The sequence below is a fragment of the Micromonospora sp. NBC_00821 genome, assembly GCF_036347035.1.
GTDB classification, from domain to species: Bacteria; Actinomycetota; Actinomycetes; order Mycobacteriales; family Micromonosporaceae; genus Micromonospora; species Micromonospora hortensis.
The window spans coordinates 5275780-5293520 of the sequence record NZ_CP108880.1; the positions used below are offsets into that span (position 1 = coordinate 5275780).

The window sequence follows — 17741 nt, forward strand, 5'->3', positions numbered from 1 at the left end:
CAGGCCGGCTTGGGGGCCGGTGTGTCGGTCCGGGCCCCGCTGGGGGCAACATGAACCGAATGTGGGCTTCTCTCGGATAAGCCCGCGAGGCGAGGAACCTTCTCATACGGTGGTTTTGGGAGCTACAACCGATTTGTAGCAGGGGACACCCGTCTGACGGCGGCGACCCTGTCTGGTACGAGGAGAGGGCAGAGAGCTCCGATGTCCAACTACCTAACGAACAACGAAGCCTCCGGGCGGGCGACGGCCAAGAGCCGCCGCAAGCTCTGGCTCGCCAGTGGCGTGGCCGGTTTGACGGGCGTGATCAGTCTCGCGGCGGTGGGCGTCGCGGGCAGCGCCGGAGCGGTCGGCTTGAACTGGAACACCGCGCAGGTCAGCAAGGATGGCGACCAGCGGGGTGACGAGGCGCGCGACTGGGACAAGGACGAGGACCGGAACAAGGACCGGGACAAGGACAAGGACCGGGACAAGGACCACGAGCGCGGGAAGGAGGTGCCCTGCGACACCGACAAGCTGATTCAGGCGATCGTGTTCGCCAACAACAAGCACGGCGGTGTGCTGGAGCTGGCCAAGGGCTGCACCTACAACCTGACCCGCAACGACTACGAGGGCAACGGCCTGCCGGTCATCACCGAGCGGATCACGCTCAAGGGCGAGCACACCACGATCTCTCGGGAAGCCACGGCGGACTACTTCCGTATCCTCAACGTGGGGGCCGGTGGTCACCTCACCATCAAGGGCCTGACCATCAAGGGTGGCCAGACCCTCGAACTGGAGAACGGTGTGGAGCCGGCCGCGGTCTGGGCGGCCTACTCGGACTCCGAGGCGCTCGCCGCGCAGGTAAAGGCGGGCACCCCGTTGGCCCAGGCGCTCACCGCGCGGCAGGCCAACCCGAAGGCGGGCCTGAAGGCCGCGCCGAAGGTCACCCCGAAGGCCACGCCGGGCGTCGTCACGCCGCTCGTCGAGCAGCCGGAGGAGAACGACGGCGCCGGAATCCTGGTTCAGCCGGGTGGCACCGCCGAGATCCTGGAGTCCGAGGTCGTCCTGAACCAGTCGGGCGGCAACGGTGGTGGTGTGGCCAACTTCGGCACCACGAAGATCTGGCACAGCACGGTCACCCGTAACACCGCCTTCTTCTTCGGTGGCGGCGTCTTCAACGCCGGGCTGCTCAAGGTCGAGGAGTCGAAGATCAAGGACAACACCGCCGTCATCGGTGGTGGCGGTATCTCCAACGGCGCCGCGGAGATCTTCACCGACGACGTCGACGGCGGAACTGTCGAGCTGAAGAAGGCCGAGATCACCGACAACGAGACGCTCGGCTTCGGTGGTGGCTACCTCGACATCGAGGGCAACACCACGGCGTACGAGACCAAGTTCGTCTCGAACACCGCGGTTCTCGCCGGTGGCGGTCTCGCTGCGGCGGACAGCCAGCTGAACCTGCACAACGTCACTGTGGAGCGCAACAGCACCGCCGGTGTCGGTGGCGGTGTGGCCATCGCCTTCGACAGCGTGGCCACCTTCGAGAAGAGCAGCATCAAGGACAACACCGCCGGCTTCTTCGGCGGCGGGCTCTTCAACGCCGGCAGCGTCACCACGCTGCGCGACAGCGAGGTTGTCGGCAACCGGGCCGTGGGCCCGATCGGAGTCGGCGGCGGCATCTTCAACATCTTCGGCGAGGTCAACCTGTCGAAGACGAAGGTCGCCCACAACTTCTCCACCTTCGAGCCGGGCGGCGTCTTCAGCTTCTTCGGAGACGTGAACCTGGACGACAAGTCCGCCATCACCGCGAACCGTCCGACCAACTGCCTGGCCATCCCGGGCGGCACGATCGACAACTGCTTCGCCTGATCGATCACCCTCGGGTGACGACGGCGTAGCACCAGCACAACGGGCCGGCCCCCTTCCGCGAGACGCGGAAGGGGGCCGGTTCACGTCACCTCTGGACGAAGACCGCCACGCTGCGCGCCGGTACGGTGAACGTGCCCGCCGCCCGGTCGAACGAGGCGGTACGCAGCACCGGGTCGGCCGAGTCGACAAGCACCGGGTGCAGTGCCACGTCCGCACCGCGCAGTCCGGTCACCGTCTGGTCGGCCGCCGACGGCGTGCTGTTGAAGACGACTGTCAACGACTTCCACGGCCCGCCCAGCCCACTGGCGTCCAGGGTCATCGTCAGCACGCCCGGCGTCTCCTGCGCGCCGGACAGCGGGAACGCCACCCGCCGCTGGACCTGCTCGGCGGTGGCCAGCCCGAACACCGGCGACGACGCCCGGATGCGCAGCAACTCGGCGTACCGGGCGTCGGTGGTGTTGATCGCCGCGCAGTCCGGCACCAGCGCCGGGTCGGCCAGCAGCGGCCTCGCGTACGACCACTTGTCCTCGTTGTCGGGCGCGGGCGGCAGACCGATGCCGAACCCGTTACCCCGTTCACAACCCCAGCGGATCTGGTTGAACCAGTCACCGGAGTTGTACGAGTTGCGGTCCAACGACTTCGACCGCAGCCGCTCGGTGCCGGAGGTGACGAACCCGGTGCCCTGTCCCAGCACCACGGTGCCCAGCGCCAGCACCTGCATCCGCGAGCGGTCCGCCGCCGTCGTGGCCTGCGGCAGTTTGTACGCCAACGCGTCGTACAGGATCTCGTTGTCGTGCGCGTCGGCGTAGGTGACGGCCTCCCCCGGCGCGGCGGTGTAGCCGGCCGGGGAGCCGTTGTAGTCGACCTGCGCCCCGGTTACCGCACGCCCGGCGGTGTCGGTGAACCGGTAGCCGCGCAGGTTGCCGGTGAGCCCCACCTTGATCAGGTCGTGGGCGTGCAGCAGTCGGGCCTTCTGCTCGGCCGGCGACCCGTTGACCGCGTCGCCGTTCGGGTCGGTGTAGAGCCCGGAGGCGAAACCCTGCACCCGGGGGTTGGCGTCGAACGGTCCGCCACCGCGCACCGCGTCGCGCAGCCGGTCGTTGAAGGTGCCGACGCCGGTGCCGGCCATGTTGGCCTGGGTGGCCTGGACGAAACGGGCGTCGTTGGCGACCTCGCCGAAGTTCCAGCCCTCGCCGTAGAGCATGATCGCCTTGCCGTCGACGCCGTCGCGGGCGACGGTGAGCCGGTCCAGGGCCGCCCGGACGGCAAGGATGTTCGCTTTCGGGTGGTGACCCATCAGGTCGAAGCGGAACCCGTCCACCTTGTACTGCCGGGCCCAGGTGACCAGCGAGTCGACCACCAGCTTGCCCATCATGGCGTGCTCGGGGGCGGTGTTGGCGCAGCAGGTGGAGTTGGCCACAGTGCCGTCGTCCAGCAGCCGGTGGTAGTAGCCGGGCACGATCTGGTCGAGCACCGACTTCGCGTCGGTGCCGGCCGCCGACGTGTGGTTGTAGACCACGTCCATGACCACCCGCAGCCCGGCGTCGTTCACCCCGGCGACCATCCGCCGGAACTCGGTGGTCCGTGCCGCGCCGACCGGGTCGACGGCGTAGCCGCCCTCCGGCACTGTGTAGTGCAGCGGGTCGTACCCCCAGTTGTAGCCGTCGGTCTCGGCGACCGCCGCCACGCACTTCTGCTGCTCGGCCGAGTCCGGTGGCAGCGCCGCCAGGTCGCAGGCCGGCTGGCGCTGGTCGGCCCGCTTCTCCGGGATCGTCGCGAAGTCGAACGCCGGCAGCAGGTGCAGGTGGGTGACGCCGGCGTCGCCGAGCGCCCGCAGGTGGGTCATGCCGGCGGCCTTCGGGTCGGTGAACGCGAGGAAGGTCCCCCGCCGCTCGGCCGGCACCGTGTCGTCGGCGATGGAGAAGTCCCGCACGGACAGCTCCGTGATCTGTGCCTTCGCGGGCGGCACCGGTGCCGGTTTGCGCAGCGTGCGCCACCCGGGGGGTGCCAGCGCACTGTCGTTCAGGTCGACGAGCTGGCTGTGCGTGGAGTCCGCGGCGAGGGCCACCGAGTACGGGTCGGTGACCGCCGCGGTGACCATCCGCTGCGCCGCCGGCTGCCACGCCCGCACCTCGTACCGGTAGAACCTGCCGGTCCAGGTGTGGTCGCCGCGCACCGACCAGACGCCGGTGCGGTCGTCGCGGCGCATCGGCACCGTCTTCGGCGCGGCGGCGGGCGAGTCGAACAGGAGCAGGCGCACGCTCTGGGCGGTCGGCGCCCACAGCGCGAGGCTCGGCGTCCGCCCCGCGAACGTGGGCCCGAGGGTGGCGTCGGCCGCCCGGGAGTAGACGTCGTCGAGCACGCCGGGGATCTGCACGCCGGTCGCGGCGAGCAGCGCACCCTCGGCGTCGCGTTCGGTGACCAGCAGCTGCCCCCGCAGCGCCGCCGGGACCTTGGCCAGGTCCGCCCGGTCCAGGGCGAAGCTACGGTACGACCACAGGTGCGGGAACCCGTCGCGTTGTGCGTCGGTGAGCCCGTTGCGCTGTGCCCGCAGCGGCAGTGTGGTGTACGTGCCGGTCAGCTCGCCGTCGACCACGCTGACCCCGCCGGTGGGCGCGGTGACCAACGCGTACGTCTTACCGTCGGTCGGTGGGGTCTGCCAGGCCACTGTGGATCTGTCGATCCAGTGCGCCTTCTGCTTGCCGATGTCGGTGTCTCCGCTGGCGGTGGTGGCCGTCGACGGCAGCAGGCGGCCCGGCGTGGCGGCGAGCAGCCACACCTCCCGGCCGGCGCTGGCGAAGTCGAGCCGCTGGTCGTCCGGCAGGTCCTTGGTGTCGCCCTGGTGGATGATGTAGTTCAGGCCGGTGGCGCCGGCCGCCAGCGGCACCCGGAACACCGCCCCGAACGCGTCGACGGACGTCGGACGCAGCGGGGCGGGCCACTCGGTCGGGTTGGCCGCGCCGTCCCACAGGTGCAGGCCCCAGCCGTCGTAGTTGCCGTCGGCCCGCCGGTAGTGGAGCACTGCGGTGCCCTCCTCGACCGGCGGCTCCGGTTCACCGGCGGCCGCCTGCCTGCTCGGGTAGATCGCCGGGTCGCCCTGCTTGAGCCAGATCTCGCCGGTCCGGGTGACGTCGATGCTGCGGTCCTGGGCGACGTCCTTCGTACCAGCCTTGTCGACAACCAGGAAGTTCACCGACGTCGCGCCCGGCTTGAGTTTCACCCAGGCGAACCGGCCGTAGGAGTCCTCCCCGGCGAACGGCTGCCCCTTCGGCCACTCGGTGACGTACGCCGGGTCGATGTCCCCCCAGGCGTACAGCCCCCAGTCGTCGTACCCCCCGGCCGGGCGCTGGTAGTGCACCACCGCCCACTCCCGGGAGCTGCCCTGCGGCGGGGTCCCCACGACGGCTGTCGACCGGGCGGTGGCGGTACGGCCCCGGCCGTCGCGGACCACTGCCTTGTACTCGACAGTGGTGCCGCCGGCCAGGCCGGTCAGGTCGTGCTGCACCGTGTACGGGGCGTGGTCGGCGCTGCCCAGCAGCGTCCACCGGCCGCCGGCCACCCGCGCCGCCACGGTGACGGTGGCCAGCGGGTCACCGGTCACCCGGGCGGTGACCGCCGCCCGGGTGGCGACCGGCGCGTCCGGAACCGGGCTGCTGATGGTGATGGTCGGCTTGTCGGCCGCCGGTGCGATGGGGTTGCCGGCCCGGTACACCGCCGCCGACAGCGGCGGCACGGTGAGGGTCAGCTCGCCGTCGTCGCCGGCTTGTTCAGTGTCTGAGTCGCCGTAGATGCCGGTGAAGGTGGCGCCGGCCGACCAGGTGTCCACCGTGACAGTCTGCGCGGTGTCGGCGTTGTTCACGGCCACCACGTACTCGGTGCGGTCGGCCGGGGCGATCCGGGAGGCGGCGAAGACGCCCGGCCCGTCGTCCGCGTACCGGGTGACCTGCACGCCGTCGCGCAGCGCCGGGTGGGCCTGGCGCAGCCGGCCCAGCTCGGCGATGGTCCGATACAGCGGGTGGGTCCTGTCGAACTGGTCGCTGGCGTGCGTGCGGTCGGTGCCGAGCAGGTCGTCGTCGAGGTAGTCGGGAACCGTCGACGCGAACATGTCCTGGCGGGCGTCCTTGTCCCCACCCGGGCCGGTGAAGCCCTGTTCGTCGCCGGAGTAGACCACCGGCTGACCCCGGGTCAGGAACATCAGCTGGTGCGCGAGCTGGTCACGGCGCAGGTGGCTGGCCGGGTCGCTGCCACCACCTGCGATGAACGATCCGATCCGGCCCATGTCGTGGTTGCCGAGGAAGGTGGTCAACCGGCCAGCGTCGGTGTCCCGGGCCGCGTAGAGGTCGTCGCGGGCGTACACGTCGGCGAGCGCCTTGGCGGAGCCGGCGCCGGCGGTGAAGCCCCGCGCGGCCTCCTGGAAGGCGAAGTCGAGGGTGGCCGGCAGGCCACCCTGGCGGACGTAGCTGGAGCTGATCTCCGGATCGGCGCTGTACACCTCGCCGAACATGAAGAAGTCCTTCTTGCCGGCCTTCTCCGCGGCCCGCTCGATGCCCTGGCTGAACTGCGGCCAGAAGTCCATGTTGACGTGCTTCACGGTGTCCAGTCGGAAGCCGTCGACGCCGGTCGCGCCGATCCAGTCCCCGTACGCCTTGGTCAGGCCGCGGACCACCTCGGGACGCTCGGTCCACAGGTCGTCGAGGCCGAAGAAGTCGCCGTACTCGCTGTTCTCGCCGGCGAAGGTGGAGTCACCCCGGTTGTGGTACAAGGTGGCGTCGTTCAGCCAGGCCGGGACCTTGACGCTCGCGTCCTTCGGCTCGGCGAAGGTCGGCGTGTACGGGAAGGACTCCTTGTCGACCGGCGGGAACGCCCGGGAGCCGTCGGCGTAGTTGCGGTCCTCGAACGCCCGGCCCTGCGCGTCGGTGTACGGCGATGTCGCCTTGTCCACGTACGCGTACCTGTCCTCGGCGTACTTGATCACGTCGGCGGTGTGGTTGACGATCACGTCGAGATAGATCTTGAGACCGCGCTGGTGGGCGAGCTTGACCAGCCGCTTCATCTCTTCCATGGTGCCGAAGTGTGGGTCCACCTGGGTGAAGTCGGTAATCCAGTAACCGTGGTAACCGGCCGAGATGTCGTTACCGGCGCCCTGCACCGGTCGATTCTTGAAGATCGGGGCAAGCCAGATGGCAGTGGTGCCCATCCCCTGGATGTAGTCCAACTTGTCGATGACGCCCTTGAGGTCGCCGCCGTGGTAGAAGCCCTTGTCGGTCGGGTCGAGGCCGGTCCGCGACCGGTCGCCGGTGAGGCCGCCCCGGTCGTTGCGGGGGTCTCCGTTGGCGAACCTGTCCGGCAGGACGAAGTAGAACTGCTCGGCCCGGGCGGAGTTGCCGCCGGCCTTCAGCAGCGCCTCGGCGGTGGGTTCGGCACGCCACTGGGCCGCGCCGCCGATCGCGAGTGGGGCGCCGTCGGACGGCCGGGGGCTCGCGGCGGCGGGGTGCACGGCGACCGGAGCGCCGACGAGCGTGACGGTGAGCAGGGAGGCAAGGGCCAGCAGGGCAGTGCGCGGTATCGGCGGGGGTTTCATCGACGCCTTCCTCTGGTCGCTGATTGGCCGCACGCTAACCCTTGCCGAAACATTCTGCAATACCTTGCAAACATGGTCGCAACACAGCAACATCCTTGCGGAAGTTGCGCTCAGAGCCCGCTGCAGCGGGCACCATCCACCGTGCACTCCCGTGGCGTGCTGGACGCCCGCTCCATGTGGAACCGCAACGACACCGAACCACCGGGTGACACGTCGACCCCGCTGACGTACGTGAAGCCGTCATCGGACTGACGGATCGTTCCCTGCGGAACGCCCTCCACCCACGCGGTCACCAGCCGTCCACCCAAGAACTGCAACCGCACCGTCCAACCACGGCTCCGGGTGGACGTGTTGACCATCGCCACCTCGCCGATGAAACCCCCGTCGAAGCTCTGCACCACCCGGTACCGCCCGGTCATCGCCGGCTGCCCGGACGCGGCCCGGCTCGGCGACCGCGTCGCCGTCGGCTTCCCGATCGGACCGGCCGTCGGGTCGGCCGATGGTGACCCGGACCCGGCCGCGACGCTCGGCGGCAGCCCGCTCGCACGGCCGGATATCCCCGGCAGCACCGGCGCCGGAGACGGCACCGAGGTGGGCACGCTCGGCGCCGCCACCGCGGACGGCACCGGCAGTGCCGGCGGTCGCGCGCCGTCCGGCGCGGGGCTACGTCCCCGGTAAGCGCCCAGGGCCACGATGAGCAGGACCACCATCACGACGACACCGGCGCCCACCACGATCCAGGGCGACGTCGCGATCGCCACCGGACCGTGTGGCGGGCGCGGAACACGGCGCATGCCGGACATGTACCTCCTTCAGCGGACCGTCCGCGCAGCGTAGCGATCGACGGCCCGACCCGAAAAGCCTTGGCGGTGCGGCGGTCACGCGGCGCCGGGCGGCTTAGCGGCGCCGGGCGGTCTAGCGGCGAGGCGGCGGAACGCTGGCTCAGCCGATGCGGCAGTCGACCCCGTTGACAGTGCACTTGACCGGTCGCTGCGCCGAGTCATTCCAACCGACGCGCAGCCGCAGCGTCCGAGAGTCACCCGCATCCAGCGAACGGGTGCCGCGCAACACGAACTCCCCGTGCCCGCGCCCTCGCACCGAGACGCCCGAGTCATCACCCACTCGCAGAGCCCAGGTGTCATCGTCGAACACCAACTCCACCTGCCAGTCCATCGACCGACTCGACTCGTTGGCGATCGCCAGCACCGCCGCGTCGCCGTCCCAGCCGTCCGATCCGACCTCGTACCGGGCGCTGACCGTGTCCTCCGCCGACGGCGCCATCAGGACGCTGGTCCGCCCCGGAGTCGGCGAGCCGGTGACGGTGGCCCGCGGTGACGGCGTCCGGCTACTACGGGACGGTCGCGGCGACACCGAGCGTCGCTCCACAGCGGCCGGAGTCGGTCCCCCGGTTGCCGACGCGGCGGCCGGCACGGTCGGCAGGAACGCCGGAGGCGCGGCCTGCGGCGGCGCGTCCCGCTCCCTGGTCCGGAACGACAACAGCGCGATCACCAGGAGCACCACCAGCGCGCACACACCGAGCAGCACCACGATCCACGGCACCGACGCCAACACCCGAGCCGCCCGCGAATCTGCCACACCGTCCGGCCGCACCGCCATCAGGTCTCCCCTCGTCCCCCACCGACGCGACAGCGTAGCCAGCGCCGCACGAACCGGAAACCGGGCGGGTACGGATCGGGCCGACCGGCCCCCGTCGGTCAGCCCGTCCGGACGACGGTGCAGATCAGTGGTCCGTCATCGGTGATGCGCAGCAGGTAGCGGTACCGCTCCCCCGGCACCGCCTGCCCCCGACTGTCCAGGAACTCCCACTCCACCGCCACCATCGTCAACAGCGCGGACACGGGCTGCACGTCGTCGATCTGGGCGTGGGCCGCGACCAACTCCCGGTCCTGGTAGTCGGGTGCGGCGCCCACGAAGGACAGCGCCACCGCCGCCGCGGACGTGAACGAGAAGCTGTAGGTGTCGGCCACCACCAGGCCCGGCAGGGCGTAGCAGCCGGCGATGGCCGGCAGGTCGCCGGAGGTCAACGCCACGCCGTACCGGTCGAAGAAGTCGGCCAACGTGTCAAGATCCGTGGAGGCGTTCACGGTCACAGCAATTGCCGGTCACCGCCCAGGTCAAACCTCAGCGCGGCGGCACCTGAACCTCGATCTCGGAACCCAACCGGGCGTCGGCGGCCAGACCCAGGTCGTCCCCGCTCCAAAACCGCCCCGGGTCATACCAGTTCGGACGCCGACCCGCCGGCAGCAACCCCATTGCCTCATAGGTCACCGCCACCACCTCGGCGCAGTACGCCGTCTCCAGCGCCCGGTCCCGCTCCCCCGCCGACCGGGCCGGAGTGGCCGGGCCGGACGGGTTGGCACGGTCGGCTGGGTTGGCACGGTCGGCTGGGTTGGCACGGTCGGCCGGGTTGGCACGGTCGGCCGGGTTGGCACGGTCGGCCGGGTTGGCACGGTCGGCTGGGTTGCGACGAGGTGTCTGCTGGCCGAGGCGTGCCAGCGCCGACAGCCGATCGAGGTGCGGCAGCGCGGGAAGCCGGCCGGGGCGCGGCAGCGCCGGCACCCGACCCCGCACCCAGCGCCACGCCAACTGGGCGGTTGACGGGAACGGCGTGCCGTCCAACCGCGCGATCGTCCGCAGCACCGCCCGCTCCATCTCCGCGTCGGCCGGCGGGTCGAGCTGCCGCAGCCAGGCCCGTTGGCCGTACCGGTTGGCCCAGACGCAGACCGCGTCCCGCAGGTCGTGCAGCTGGACGCCGCGTTGGTGGCCGCCCGACCACAGGTCCGGCAACGACCTGCCCAACTCCGCGTGCCACATCAACGGCGGCATGTCGTCCAGCACCACCGCCATCCCGACGTGGTTCACCGGGCTGTTGGTGGTGAACTGGATCGCCCGGTCCGGCACGCTGCGACCCCGGAACACCCACACGTCACCGGTGCGGGTCAGCTCGACGGCCTCATCCAGGCTGATGCTCATGAGGGTCTAGCCTAGGCCGATGCGGCAACGAATGCGGTGGTGGAAGGTTCTCGGGCTGGCCGGGCTCGCCGGCGTCGCGGCCTCCGGTGTGGTCATCGCGCGGGCCGAACGGCGTCGGCGCGCGTACACCCCCGAGGAGATCCGGCAGCGGCTGCTGGAGCGGCACGCCCAGGCCAGCGACGCCGCGAAACCCGGCGACCCAACCTGACCCATCGTCCTCTGTAGATCGTCCTGGGGCAGCCGGACAGGTCGATGATCGATACGATGAGACGATGACGACGCCCGTCGCACAGCGGCCCTTCGTCCTGTCCAGCCCGACCGCGCCTGTCGAACGACACGACAACGTCGACCTGCACCTGCCCACCCGCACCGGCCCCTCGCCCGCCGTCGTGGTGGTGCACGGCGCTCCGCTGCCACCCGACGCGCCCGACCCCCGTGACTGGTTGCTGTACCGCGGCTACGGCGCACTGCTCGCCGCGAGCGGCGTGGCCACCGCGCTGGTCAGCTACCAGGTGTCCGACCTGTCGGCACTGCCCGCCGCCGCCGACGACATCGCCGCGATGGTCGAGCAGGTCCGCGCCGATCCACGGGTCGACCCCGAGCGGGTCGTGCTGTGGTTCTTCTCCGGCGGCGGCCTCTTCGCGGCCGACTGGCTACGCGTTCCGCCGCCATGGCTACGTGGGATCGCACTGACGTACCCGCTGCTCGTCCCGTTCCCCGGCTGGGAAGTCGACGCTCGGTTCCTGCCGGTCGAGGCACTCAGCTCCGGCGCAGGCGTGCCACTGGTGCTGACCCGCGCCGGCCAGGACATCCCGCCGGTCCTGGCCGGCATCGACGCGTTCCTCCCCGCAGCGACCGCCGAGGGCTGGCCGATGCAGGTGATCGAGGTGCCGGACGGCCAGCACTCCTTCGAGATTCTCAACCACGGCCCGCAGTCCGAGGCAGCCGTCCTGGCCGCCCGCGACGCGGTCCTGAAGCTGCTCGACGCCGGCTGACCCACCCCGGCCGGCCGAACACCCTCTCCACGCGCGGAGGCGCAGGCTTCCGTCGGTGCCGCATCAGATTGGGGATCTCCCGCACCCGAGGTTCGCCGCCGTACGACGATCGTGAGAGAGCCGATCGGTGGTGGGGGGTGAGAGGTGCGCGGCAGACGTCGGGGCGCCCGACCGGCGGAGAGTGCGCTGCGCGAGGGCCGAGAGGCCTATGAACGTCTTCGCACCTACCTCATCCTCGCGGTGCAGGCTGGTGTGGCCGCCGGGTTGGCCTGGTTTGTTGCCAGCGACGTGCTGCACAATCCGCAGCCGCTGTTCGCACCCGCCGCCGCGGTCGGCACCATCGCGGCGGCCGTCGGCAATCGGGCCCGTCGCACTATCGAACTTCTCGCCGGGGTGATCCTGGGCGTTCTGGTTGGAAACGGGATCATACGGTTCATCGGGGCGGGACCAATACAGACCGGCGTGGTCGTAGCCCTGACCATTTCGGCGGCAGCCGTCTTCCGGGGCACCGGAGCGGTCATGGTGCAGGCGGGAAGCACCGCCGTCCTACTCGGCACGGTCTCTCCGGACCGGCCGGACCTGGCCGTGCCCCGGACGGCGAATGCGCTGGTCGGCGTGGTGGTGGCCATCGTGGTGGCCTTGCTGATCCTGCCGCTGAATCCGGTGCGGATCGTGCACCGCGCCGCTGGTCCGACAGTCGATGCCATCGCCCGGGAGATGACCGCCATCGCCAATGCGCTGGCTCACCGCGACGCGCGACAGGCCGAGGAGGCCCTACAGCGATTGCGTGCGGCAGAGGCGGCACGACGGAACATGGCCGACGTGGTCGCCGCAGCATGCGAAGTCGCAATCCTCTCACCGTGGCGCAGGAGACGGCTGGGCATCATGCGTCGGTACGCGCGGGCGACCGAGCACCTTGAACTCGCCTACACCAGCAGCCGCGAGATGGTGCAGTGGGCGGTGTCGGCACTACACGCCCGGGAGACGCTGCCGGCCGGCCTCTCCACGGCGATCGAGCACTTCGGCCAGGCGTTCAGGCTCCTGCATCGTGACTTCCTGGCCGGACGGGAGCCGGACCGCGCGCGGGAGCGAGCGCTACAGGTGATCAGTGACATCAACGAGGCATGCGCCGAGGGTGTCGGGTCCTCCGGTGACGTCGTCGTCTCGCAACTGCGGGTTGTCGTCAGTCAACTGCTCCAGATCTCCGGGCTTCCCCAGACGGAGGCGAATCAGCGGGCCGGTTTGAACGCCGACGTGTGAGCGTTCAGGACAGCGGGCCGTCGGTCTCCGCCGTCAGGTTGAGGCGGTCCCGGATCAGCGCCAGGACGGTGTCGGTGGTCCGGTCGAGGTGGCTGCGCCCATCGGGCAGGCGGGCCTCCGGGGCGATGTAGCTGCGGGGACCGATGTGCGTGGCAGGGTCGAGCCGGTGCACGGTGATCTTGCCTTCGCGGTCGGCCCGGTTCCATCCGCTCCAGCGGAACAGCCGCCACCGCTGCGGGAAGATCCAGGTGCCGACTCGCTCGATCCAGTCGCCGGCACTGGTGAGCTGGTAGAGGTGCTGGGCATGGGTGATGTCGTTGGCGCCGTTGTGGAACCCGCCGAGAGTGATCAGCCAAAGCGGGGTACGCAGTTGGGACCACAGTTCGTTCACCGCACCGCTGGCGACCTGGGCGCCCCCGCTGTAGCTGAGCAACACCACTGGTATGCCGCTGTCCGGCCGGTAACCGGCGACCTGGAGTTCGGTGGCGATCTGCGCACCGACGGCACGGTTGTACAGGGGTCGGTAGCGGCGGTCGGCGGCGACGAAGATCTGCATCACGTTGTGCAGGAACAGCAGCAGGCCGATGCGGCGGCGCACCCAGGTCCAGACCGGCCGGTCGGCGAGCGGCACGGCGAGCGGGGAGTAGGGCTGCACCTGGCCCAGCACCCGGAGCTCCGGCGCTCGGTTGATCAGGGCCTTGACCAGTCGGCCACCATCGCGGGTGTCGTGGAAACGGCGCTTCCCGATGCCGTCCAGATAGACCAGGTAGGCGTCCGGAGGGCGGTCCGGATCAGCCCCTCGGGCGTAGGACATGCCCTCGGGGCGGGAAATGGTGGGTGTGCGCCAGCCGGCGGCGTAGACCAGCACCTCGTAGCGGGCCAGCAGGGCCTCGGCGATCAGCACCAGTCCCAGCCCCCCGAGCAGCAGCAGGAGCGCCAGTCCGATCACGCGACCGACTCCGGTGCTCGTGTCGTGTTGAGCTTCACGACGAGGCGGCGGACGGCCTCGACGGTGACGCCGAGCCCGACTCCCGCGACCGCTACGCAGCCGGCGGCCTCCCACCATCCGACTCCGGCCACCGTGGCGAGTGCACCGGCGAGGCCGGCGCCCACTCCCACCATGAGCAACAGGTGCAACAGTGGCCCAAGAAGCGGGAACGCGAGGACCCCGGCAAGCACCAGCGGAGCGGCCAGCCCTGGTGTCCAGATCAGTGCGTCGGACGGCGCGGTGGGCAGCACCAGACCGGCAACGGCCCACGCGGACAGCGGCCAGAGCGCGAACACCGCGCCGTCAACGATCGCGCCGCCCAGCAACAGGCTGACCACCCTCACCTGCGCCACGCCGGACAGGCGTGCCACCACCGGCAGAAGACGCCCGGCGGCCTCGGACAGCCCGCCGACCAGCAGCAGGATGACGACGAAGGGAGACATCGGTCAGCCCTGTGGTGGCAGATCGGCGATACCCGGCCGCGTCACCGAGCCGGTCTGCTGCACGAAGTGCTCAATGACGTCGGCGGCACGCGCGTAGCCGCCCGCCTGACGCTGGGCGACCTGCAGTGTGCTCGCGGCGGCCCGGAATCGAGGCTCGTCGAGCAGGCGCTGGGCGAGGGCCCGCACCGCCTCCACCGTGACGTCCTCGGTGCGGATCGACAGGCCGGCATCGAGCTCGACGATGCGGGAAGCCACCAGCAGTTGGTCAGCGCCCTGCGGGACCACCAACATCGGGGTGCCGGCGTACAGGGCCTCGTTGACGCTGTTCACCCCGCCGTGGGTGATGAACAGCGCCGCACGGGCCAGCACCTCCAACTGCGGGACGGAACGGTGGGCGAGCACGTTTCCCGGTAGCGGGCCAAGCGCGGCGGGTTCGGTGTGTCCGGTGGAAATGACCAGGGTGCCACCCAGCGGGGCCAGCGCGTCGGCGAAGGTGCGCAGCAACTGCGGGGCGTCGAACACGGTGCCCATCGAGGCGTACATCACCGGGTCCCGCAATCGATCGACCGGGAACGACGAGTCCACTCGGCGGGCACCGATGCTCGGGCCGACGAACTGATAGGACTGGTCGAAACTATCCGCCTCGGGGTGGAACGCCCGCGAGGTGTAGACCAGGTTGAGCGGCTGACGGATGTTGGCCAGGTCGATCAGGGGCAAGGCGCGTGTGTCGTACCGGCGGCGCAGCTCCCACCGCGATTTCAGGTATCCGGCGGTAGAGCGGGGAAGGGCCGCGGCCGCGCTGAGCAGCTCCCAGGAGCCCCGGGTCGGGCTGGGCACGTGCCGGTTGAAGGCGAACGTGGTGAACGACGATGCCGGCGGCACGCCGAGTTCCCGGGCGACCACCGGCCCCCACGGGCAGAGGGAGTCGTGCACGATCAGATCGGGCCGGGCGCCCCGCAGGTCGGTGAGGACGGCGGGCAGCACGCGTACGGCGGTACGCGCGAGCTGCTCCATCACCGTGACGGGCGTCGGCGGGCCGGAGAGCGGTAGGTCGTCCCCGGGGTAGAGGAACACCCGTGCCCCGGTGGCCGCGATCTGCTCGGCGTAGGCCGGCGTCGTGTGATAGGTGACGGAGTGACCACGACGAACGAGCTCACCCACAACGGGCAATGTCGGGTTGATGTGCCCGTGCATGGCGATGTTCAGGAATGCCACTGCGCTCATTGGCCGGCCCTGAGCCGGGAAGGAGCCAGCGCCTGGCACGTTGCAGCGTCCATGATCCACCCCTCTCGGTCAGAGCCTAGATGTTGCCTGGTGGCAGTGCGTCGTGGACCAGGTAGTCGACTCCTCAGCGGCCGGTTCCGCCTGATCGTGCTCGATCCTTGTTGTAGTGGCCTCCCAAGCCCGGGCAGGGGCCCCTTTCCCGGATTGAGCACGATCTTGTGGACCTGGCACTGCTGGGCCGGCGCCGCTCGGTTCGAATTCCCCGTGGAGCGGCCTAAACCTGACACGTCGGATCGGGCCCGTGCGACGTTCAGCCCGCGCCTCGTGCCGGACTGGGCGCGCAGCCAGCGCAGACCGACATGATCCACTCGGGTCTCCTGTCGGGGTATCCCGGCACCCGGACACGGCAGTTTCCGTGAACCCGAGTCGATTAGGCCATCCCTGGCCGCCGTGTCCGGTTGGCCGACTGGGCGGGGTGGGTTGTATGTCGGGGTTTGGCGTGGGGTGTCGGGTGGTGGGGGCCACCCCGGCGGCGGAATCGGCGGCCGGCCGGGGTCGTTATACCTGGCATGCCACCGCGACTCTCGGGTCGTGAGGCGCGGCAGCCGCCGGGAACACCCGCCAGGCCGCCCCGGTTACACCCCCCGTCCGGCCGAGCACCGCAACAGGCCGACCCCCCGCGGGAATGACCCGCCACCGCGAACGGTTACACCCTGTCCCGACGCCGACCCCTCGTTGCGGGTCGCCGGGCACAAGCTTTCCCGCACGGTCGCACTACCCCCCTGTTGAGTGCCGTGCGGGCACACCCCCGATGCAGAGGAGCACGCCATCATGCGTACCGATCTGATCCGTAAGACCGCCCTGACCGCCGCCGGCCTCGCCTTCACCGGAGGCGCCATCGCCGGCCCCGTCACCACCGCGTTCGCCGCCCCCACCAGCGGCAAGCCGGCCACGCAGACTCAGACCGACCGCAAGGGCCACGGCGAGCGGGAACTCGGTGTGCGCTACGAAGCCCAGCCGAACTTCTACTACTGCGGGCCCGCCGCGACCCGTAACGCCCTGAGTGTGCAGGGTAAGAACATCAACGTCGATGACATGGCCAAGGAGATGGGCACCACCGAGGCCGGCACCAACTCCATCAACGACATCACCCCCGTCCTGAACAAGGAAACCGGCAAGAACGACGCCTACCGGTCGGTGGAGATCAGCACCCCCGACGCCGACGCCACGCAGACCGACAAGCTGCGCGCCGACATCGTCAAGACCGTTGACGACGGCCGGGCCGTGGTCGCGAACATCGCCGGCACCAGCACCGACACCGACGGTGTCACCCACTCCTACGAGGGCGGGCACTACATCAGCGTCGTCGGCTACCGCGACAACGGCAACACCGTCACGATCGCCGACTCCGCCGACCCCAACCAGGCCGCCTACCAGATCAGCGTCGAGCACCTCGCCGACTGGATCGCCACCCGCGGCTACGCCACCAGCTGACCCCACACCAGCAGCACATGACCGAAGGGCCGGACCCCCACCAGGGTCCGGCCCTTCGGCATGCCTAGGTCAGTGCTCGCCCCTGCGGGTCGGCTCAACGCCAGGGGCGACCACAGCCGGCTGACCGCCCGAAGCCACCTCAACGGACTGACCGCCGGAAGCCATCTCGACCTCAGCCACGCCGGAGGCACCGTCGGCCGACTCGATGCGGTGGGCGCGGCGGCGCAGCCACCAGGTGCTGCCGAGCCCGGCGAGCACCGCGAGGACCAACCCGGCCCAGGAGATGTCCTTCAGCCAGTGTTCGGCCGCCCGGCCCACCGAGTAGAGCAGGTACGTCGTGCCGAAGGCCCAGACCAACCCGCCGGCCGCGTTGGCCACCAGGAAGCGGCGGTACGGCACGTGCAGCGCCCCGGCGAGCGGGCCGGCCAGGATCCGCAGCAGTGCCACGAACCGACCGAAGAACACCGCCCAGACGCCGTGCCGCGCGAAGCTCTGTTCGGCACGGGCAAGCTGCGCCGGGCCGAGGTGCTTGGGGAACCGTCTGCCGAGGCGGGCTAGCAGCGGACGACCGCCGCGTCGGCCGACGGCGTACCCGACGGAGTCGCCGACGATGGCGCCGAACGCCGCCGCGCTGGCCACCCACTCTGGCTCGACCACTCCGGTGGCGGCGAGCAGGGCGGAGCTGACCAGGACGATCTCGCCGGGCAGCGGGACGCCCATGCTCTCCACGCCGATCACGCCGGCGACGAGCAGGTAGACCACGCCCGGAGGCAGCGCCGAGAGCCAGTGCTGAACGTCGATCACTCGGCACCCCTTCCGAATCGGCCCCGACCCTACCCCGCCGACCCGACGGCGCGGCGCGGTCGCGGGTCACCCGAGCCGTGATGTCAGGTTGCGCAGATAGCAAGACGGAC

Annotated in this window: 14 protein-coding genes; 5 read left to right on the top strand and 9 right to left on the bottom strand. The window is 70.5% G+C overall.

Annotated elements, in window-relative coordinates:
* Positions 1-201 precede the first annotated feature (201 nt).
* On the top strand, positions 202-1848 hold the full coding sequence (locus tag OHB44_RS23930) for a hypothetical protein (protein ID WP_330438352.1): 1647 nt from the start codon (positions 202-204) through the stop codon (positions 1846-1848).
* 85 nt (positions 1849-1933) lie between these two features.
* On the opposite strand, the gene pulA is transcribed toward OHB44_RS23930, so the two are convergent.
* From pulA to OHB44_RS23955, 5 genes are all read right to left on the bottom strand, one after another.
* Positions 1934-7429 (bottom strand): pullulanase-type alpha-1,6-glucosidase, encoded by a 5496-nt coding sequence (pulA, locus tag OHB44_RS23935; RefSeq protein WP_330438353.1) that lies wholly within the window; start codon positions 7427-7429, stop codon positions 1934-1936.
* A 110-nt stretch (positions 7430-7539) separates the two neighbouring features.
* Positions 7540-8232: a cellulose binding domain-containing protein gene (locus OHB44_RS23940; RefSeq protein WP_330438354.1), complete on the bottom strand. Its 693-nt coding sequence runs from the start codon at positions 8230-8232 to the stop codon at positions 7540-7542.
* 139 nt (positions 8233-8371) lie between these two features.
* Positions 8372-9046: a hypothetical protein gene (locus OHB44_RS23945; RefSeq protein ID WP_266304979.1), complete on the bottom strand. Its 675-nt coding sequence runs from the start codon at positions 9044-9046 to the stop codon at positions 8372-8374.
* A 98-nt stretch (positions 9047-9144) separates the two neighbouring features.
* The gene (locus tag OHB44_RS23950) at positions 9145-9534 is read right to left on the bottom strand and encodes a hypothetical protein (RefSeq protein ID WP_238682642.1); all 390 of its coding nucleotides are present in this window, start codon (positions 9532-9534) and stop codon (positions 9145-9147) included.
* Positions 9535-9571: 37 nt separating this feature from the next.
* Entirely contained in the window at positions 9572-10423 is an 852-nt protein-coding gene (locus OHB44_RS23955) for a hypothetical protein (RefSeq protein ID WP_330438355.1), read from the bottom strand.
* 19 nt (positions 10424-10442) lie between these two features.
* On the opposite strand from OHB44_RS23955, the gene OHB44_RS23960 reads away from it, so the two are divergent.
* The 3 genes from OHB44_RS23960 to OHB44_RS23970 all read left to right on the top strand — a co-directional run bounded on the left by OHB44_RS23960 (position 10443) and on the right by OHB44_RS23970 (position 12678).
* The gene (locus tag OHB44_RS23960) at positions 10443-10631 is read left to right on the top strand and encodes a hypothetical protein (protein ID WP_238671532.1); all 189 of its coding nucleotides are present in this window, start codon (positions 10443-10445) and stop codon (positions 10629-10631) included.
* Positions 10632-10695: 64 nt separating this feature from the next.
* Entirely contained in the window at positions 10696-11418 is a 723-nt protein-coding gene (locus OHB44_RS23965; protein WP_330438356.1) for an alpha/beta hydrolase, read from the top strand.
* A gap of 144 nt (positions 11419-11562) precedes the next feature.
* Positions 11563-12678 carry an FUSC family protein gene (locus OHB44_RS23970; protein WP_266304977.1) on the top strand — a complete coding sequence of 372 codons (1116 nt, stop codon included), beginning with the start codon at positions 11563-11565 and terminating at the stop codon, positions 12676-12678.
* A 4-nt stretch (positions 12679-12682) separates the two neighbouring features.
* Here the strand turns inward: OHB44_RS23970 and OHB44_RS23975 are convergent, their stop codons facing one another.
* The 3 genes from OHB44_RS23975 to OHB44_RS23985 are packed head-to-tail and all read right to left on the bottom strand — an operon-like array spanning position 12683 to position 15333.
* Complete coding sequence (locus OHB44_RS23975; protein WP_238682646.1) at positions 12683-13627, bottom strand: hypothetical protein; 945 nt, start codon at positions 13625-13627, stop codon at positions 12683-12685.
* Positions 13624-14109 carry a hypothetical protein gene (locus tag OHB44_RS23980; RefSeq protein ID WP_330438357.1) on the bottom strand — a complete coding sequence of 162 codons (486 nt, stop codon included), beginning with the start codon at positions 14107-14109 and terminating at the stop codon, positions 13624-13626. Before OHB44_RS23980 ends, OHB44_RS23975 begins: the two co-directional genes overlap by 4 nt.
* 3 nt (positions 14110-14112) lie before the next feature.
* The gene (locus OHB44_RS23985; RefSeq protein WP_330438358.1) at positions 14113-15333 is read right to left on the bottom strand and encodes a macrolide family glycosyltransferase; all 1221 of its coding nucleotides are present in this window, start codon (positions 15331-15333) and stop codon (positions 14113-14115) included.
* A gap of 831 nt (positions 15334-16164) precedes the next feature.
* On the opposite strand from OHB44_RS23985, the gene OHB44_RS23990 reads away from it, so the two are divergent.
* Positions 16165-16827 (top strand): C39 family peptidase, encoded by a 663-nt coding sequence (locus tag OHB44_RS23990; RefSeq protein ID WP_330438359.1) that lies wholly within the window; start codon positions 16165-16167, stop codon positions 16825-16827.
* A gap of 69 nt (positions 16828-16896) precedes the next feature.
* Here the strand turns inward: OHB44_RS23990 and OHB44_RS23995 are convergent, their stop codons facing one another.
* Positions 16897-17631 (bottom strand): DedA family protein, encoded by a 735-nt coding sequence (locus tag OHB44_RS23995; RefSeq protein ID WP_330438360.1) that lies wholly within the window; start codon positions 17629-17631, stop codon positions 16897-16899.
* Positions 17632-17741 lie beyond the last annotated feature (110 nt).

Bases quoted from the DNA above. Each gene is read 5' to 3' on its own strand.
- OHB44_RS23960 (WP_238671532.1), top strand. From the start codon at position 10,443: ATGCGGCAACGAATGCGGTGGTGGAAGGTTCTCGGGCTGGCCGGGCTC.
- OHB44_RS23980 (WP_330438357.1), bottom strand. From the start codon at position 14,109: ATGTCTCCCTTCGTCGTCATCCTGCTGCTGGTCGGCGGGCTGTCCGAG.
- OHB44_RS23965 (WP_330438356.1), top strand. From the start codon at position 10,696: ATGACGACGCCCGTCGCACAGCGGCCCTTCGTCCTGTCCAGCCCGACC.
- OHB44_RS23990 (WP_330438359.1), top strand. From the start codon at position 16,165: ATGCGTACCGATCTGATCCGTAAGACCGCCCTGACCGCCGCCGGCCTC.
- pulA (WP_330438353.1), bottom strand. From the start codon at position 7,429: ATGAAACCCCCGCCGATACCGCGCACTGCCCTGCTGGCCCTTGCCTCC.
- OHB44_RS23985 (WP_330438358.1), bottom strand. From the start codon at position 15,333: ATGAGCGCAGTGGCATTCCTGAACATCGCCATGCACGGGCACATCAAC.
- OHB44_RS23955 (WP_330438355.1), bottom strand. From the start codon at position 10,423: ATGAGCATCAGCCTGGATGAGGCCGTCGAGCTGACCCGCACCGGTGAC.
- OHB44_RS23930 (WP_330438352.1), top strand. From the start codon at position 202: ATGTCCAACTACCTAACGAACAACGAAGCCTCCGGGCGGGCGACGGCC.
- OHB44_RS23940 (WP_330438354.1), bottom strand. From the start codon at position 8,232: ATGTCCGGCATGCGCCGTGTTCCGCGCCCGCCACACGGTCCGGTGGCG.
- OHB44_RS23945 (WP_266304979.1), bottom strand. From the start codon at position 9,046: ATGGCGGTGCGGCCGGACGGTGTGGCAGATTCGCGGGCGGCTCGGGTG.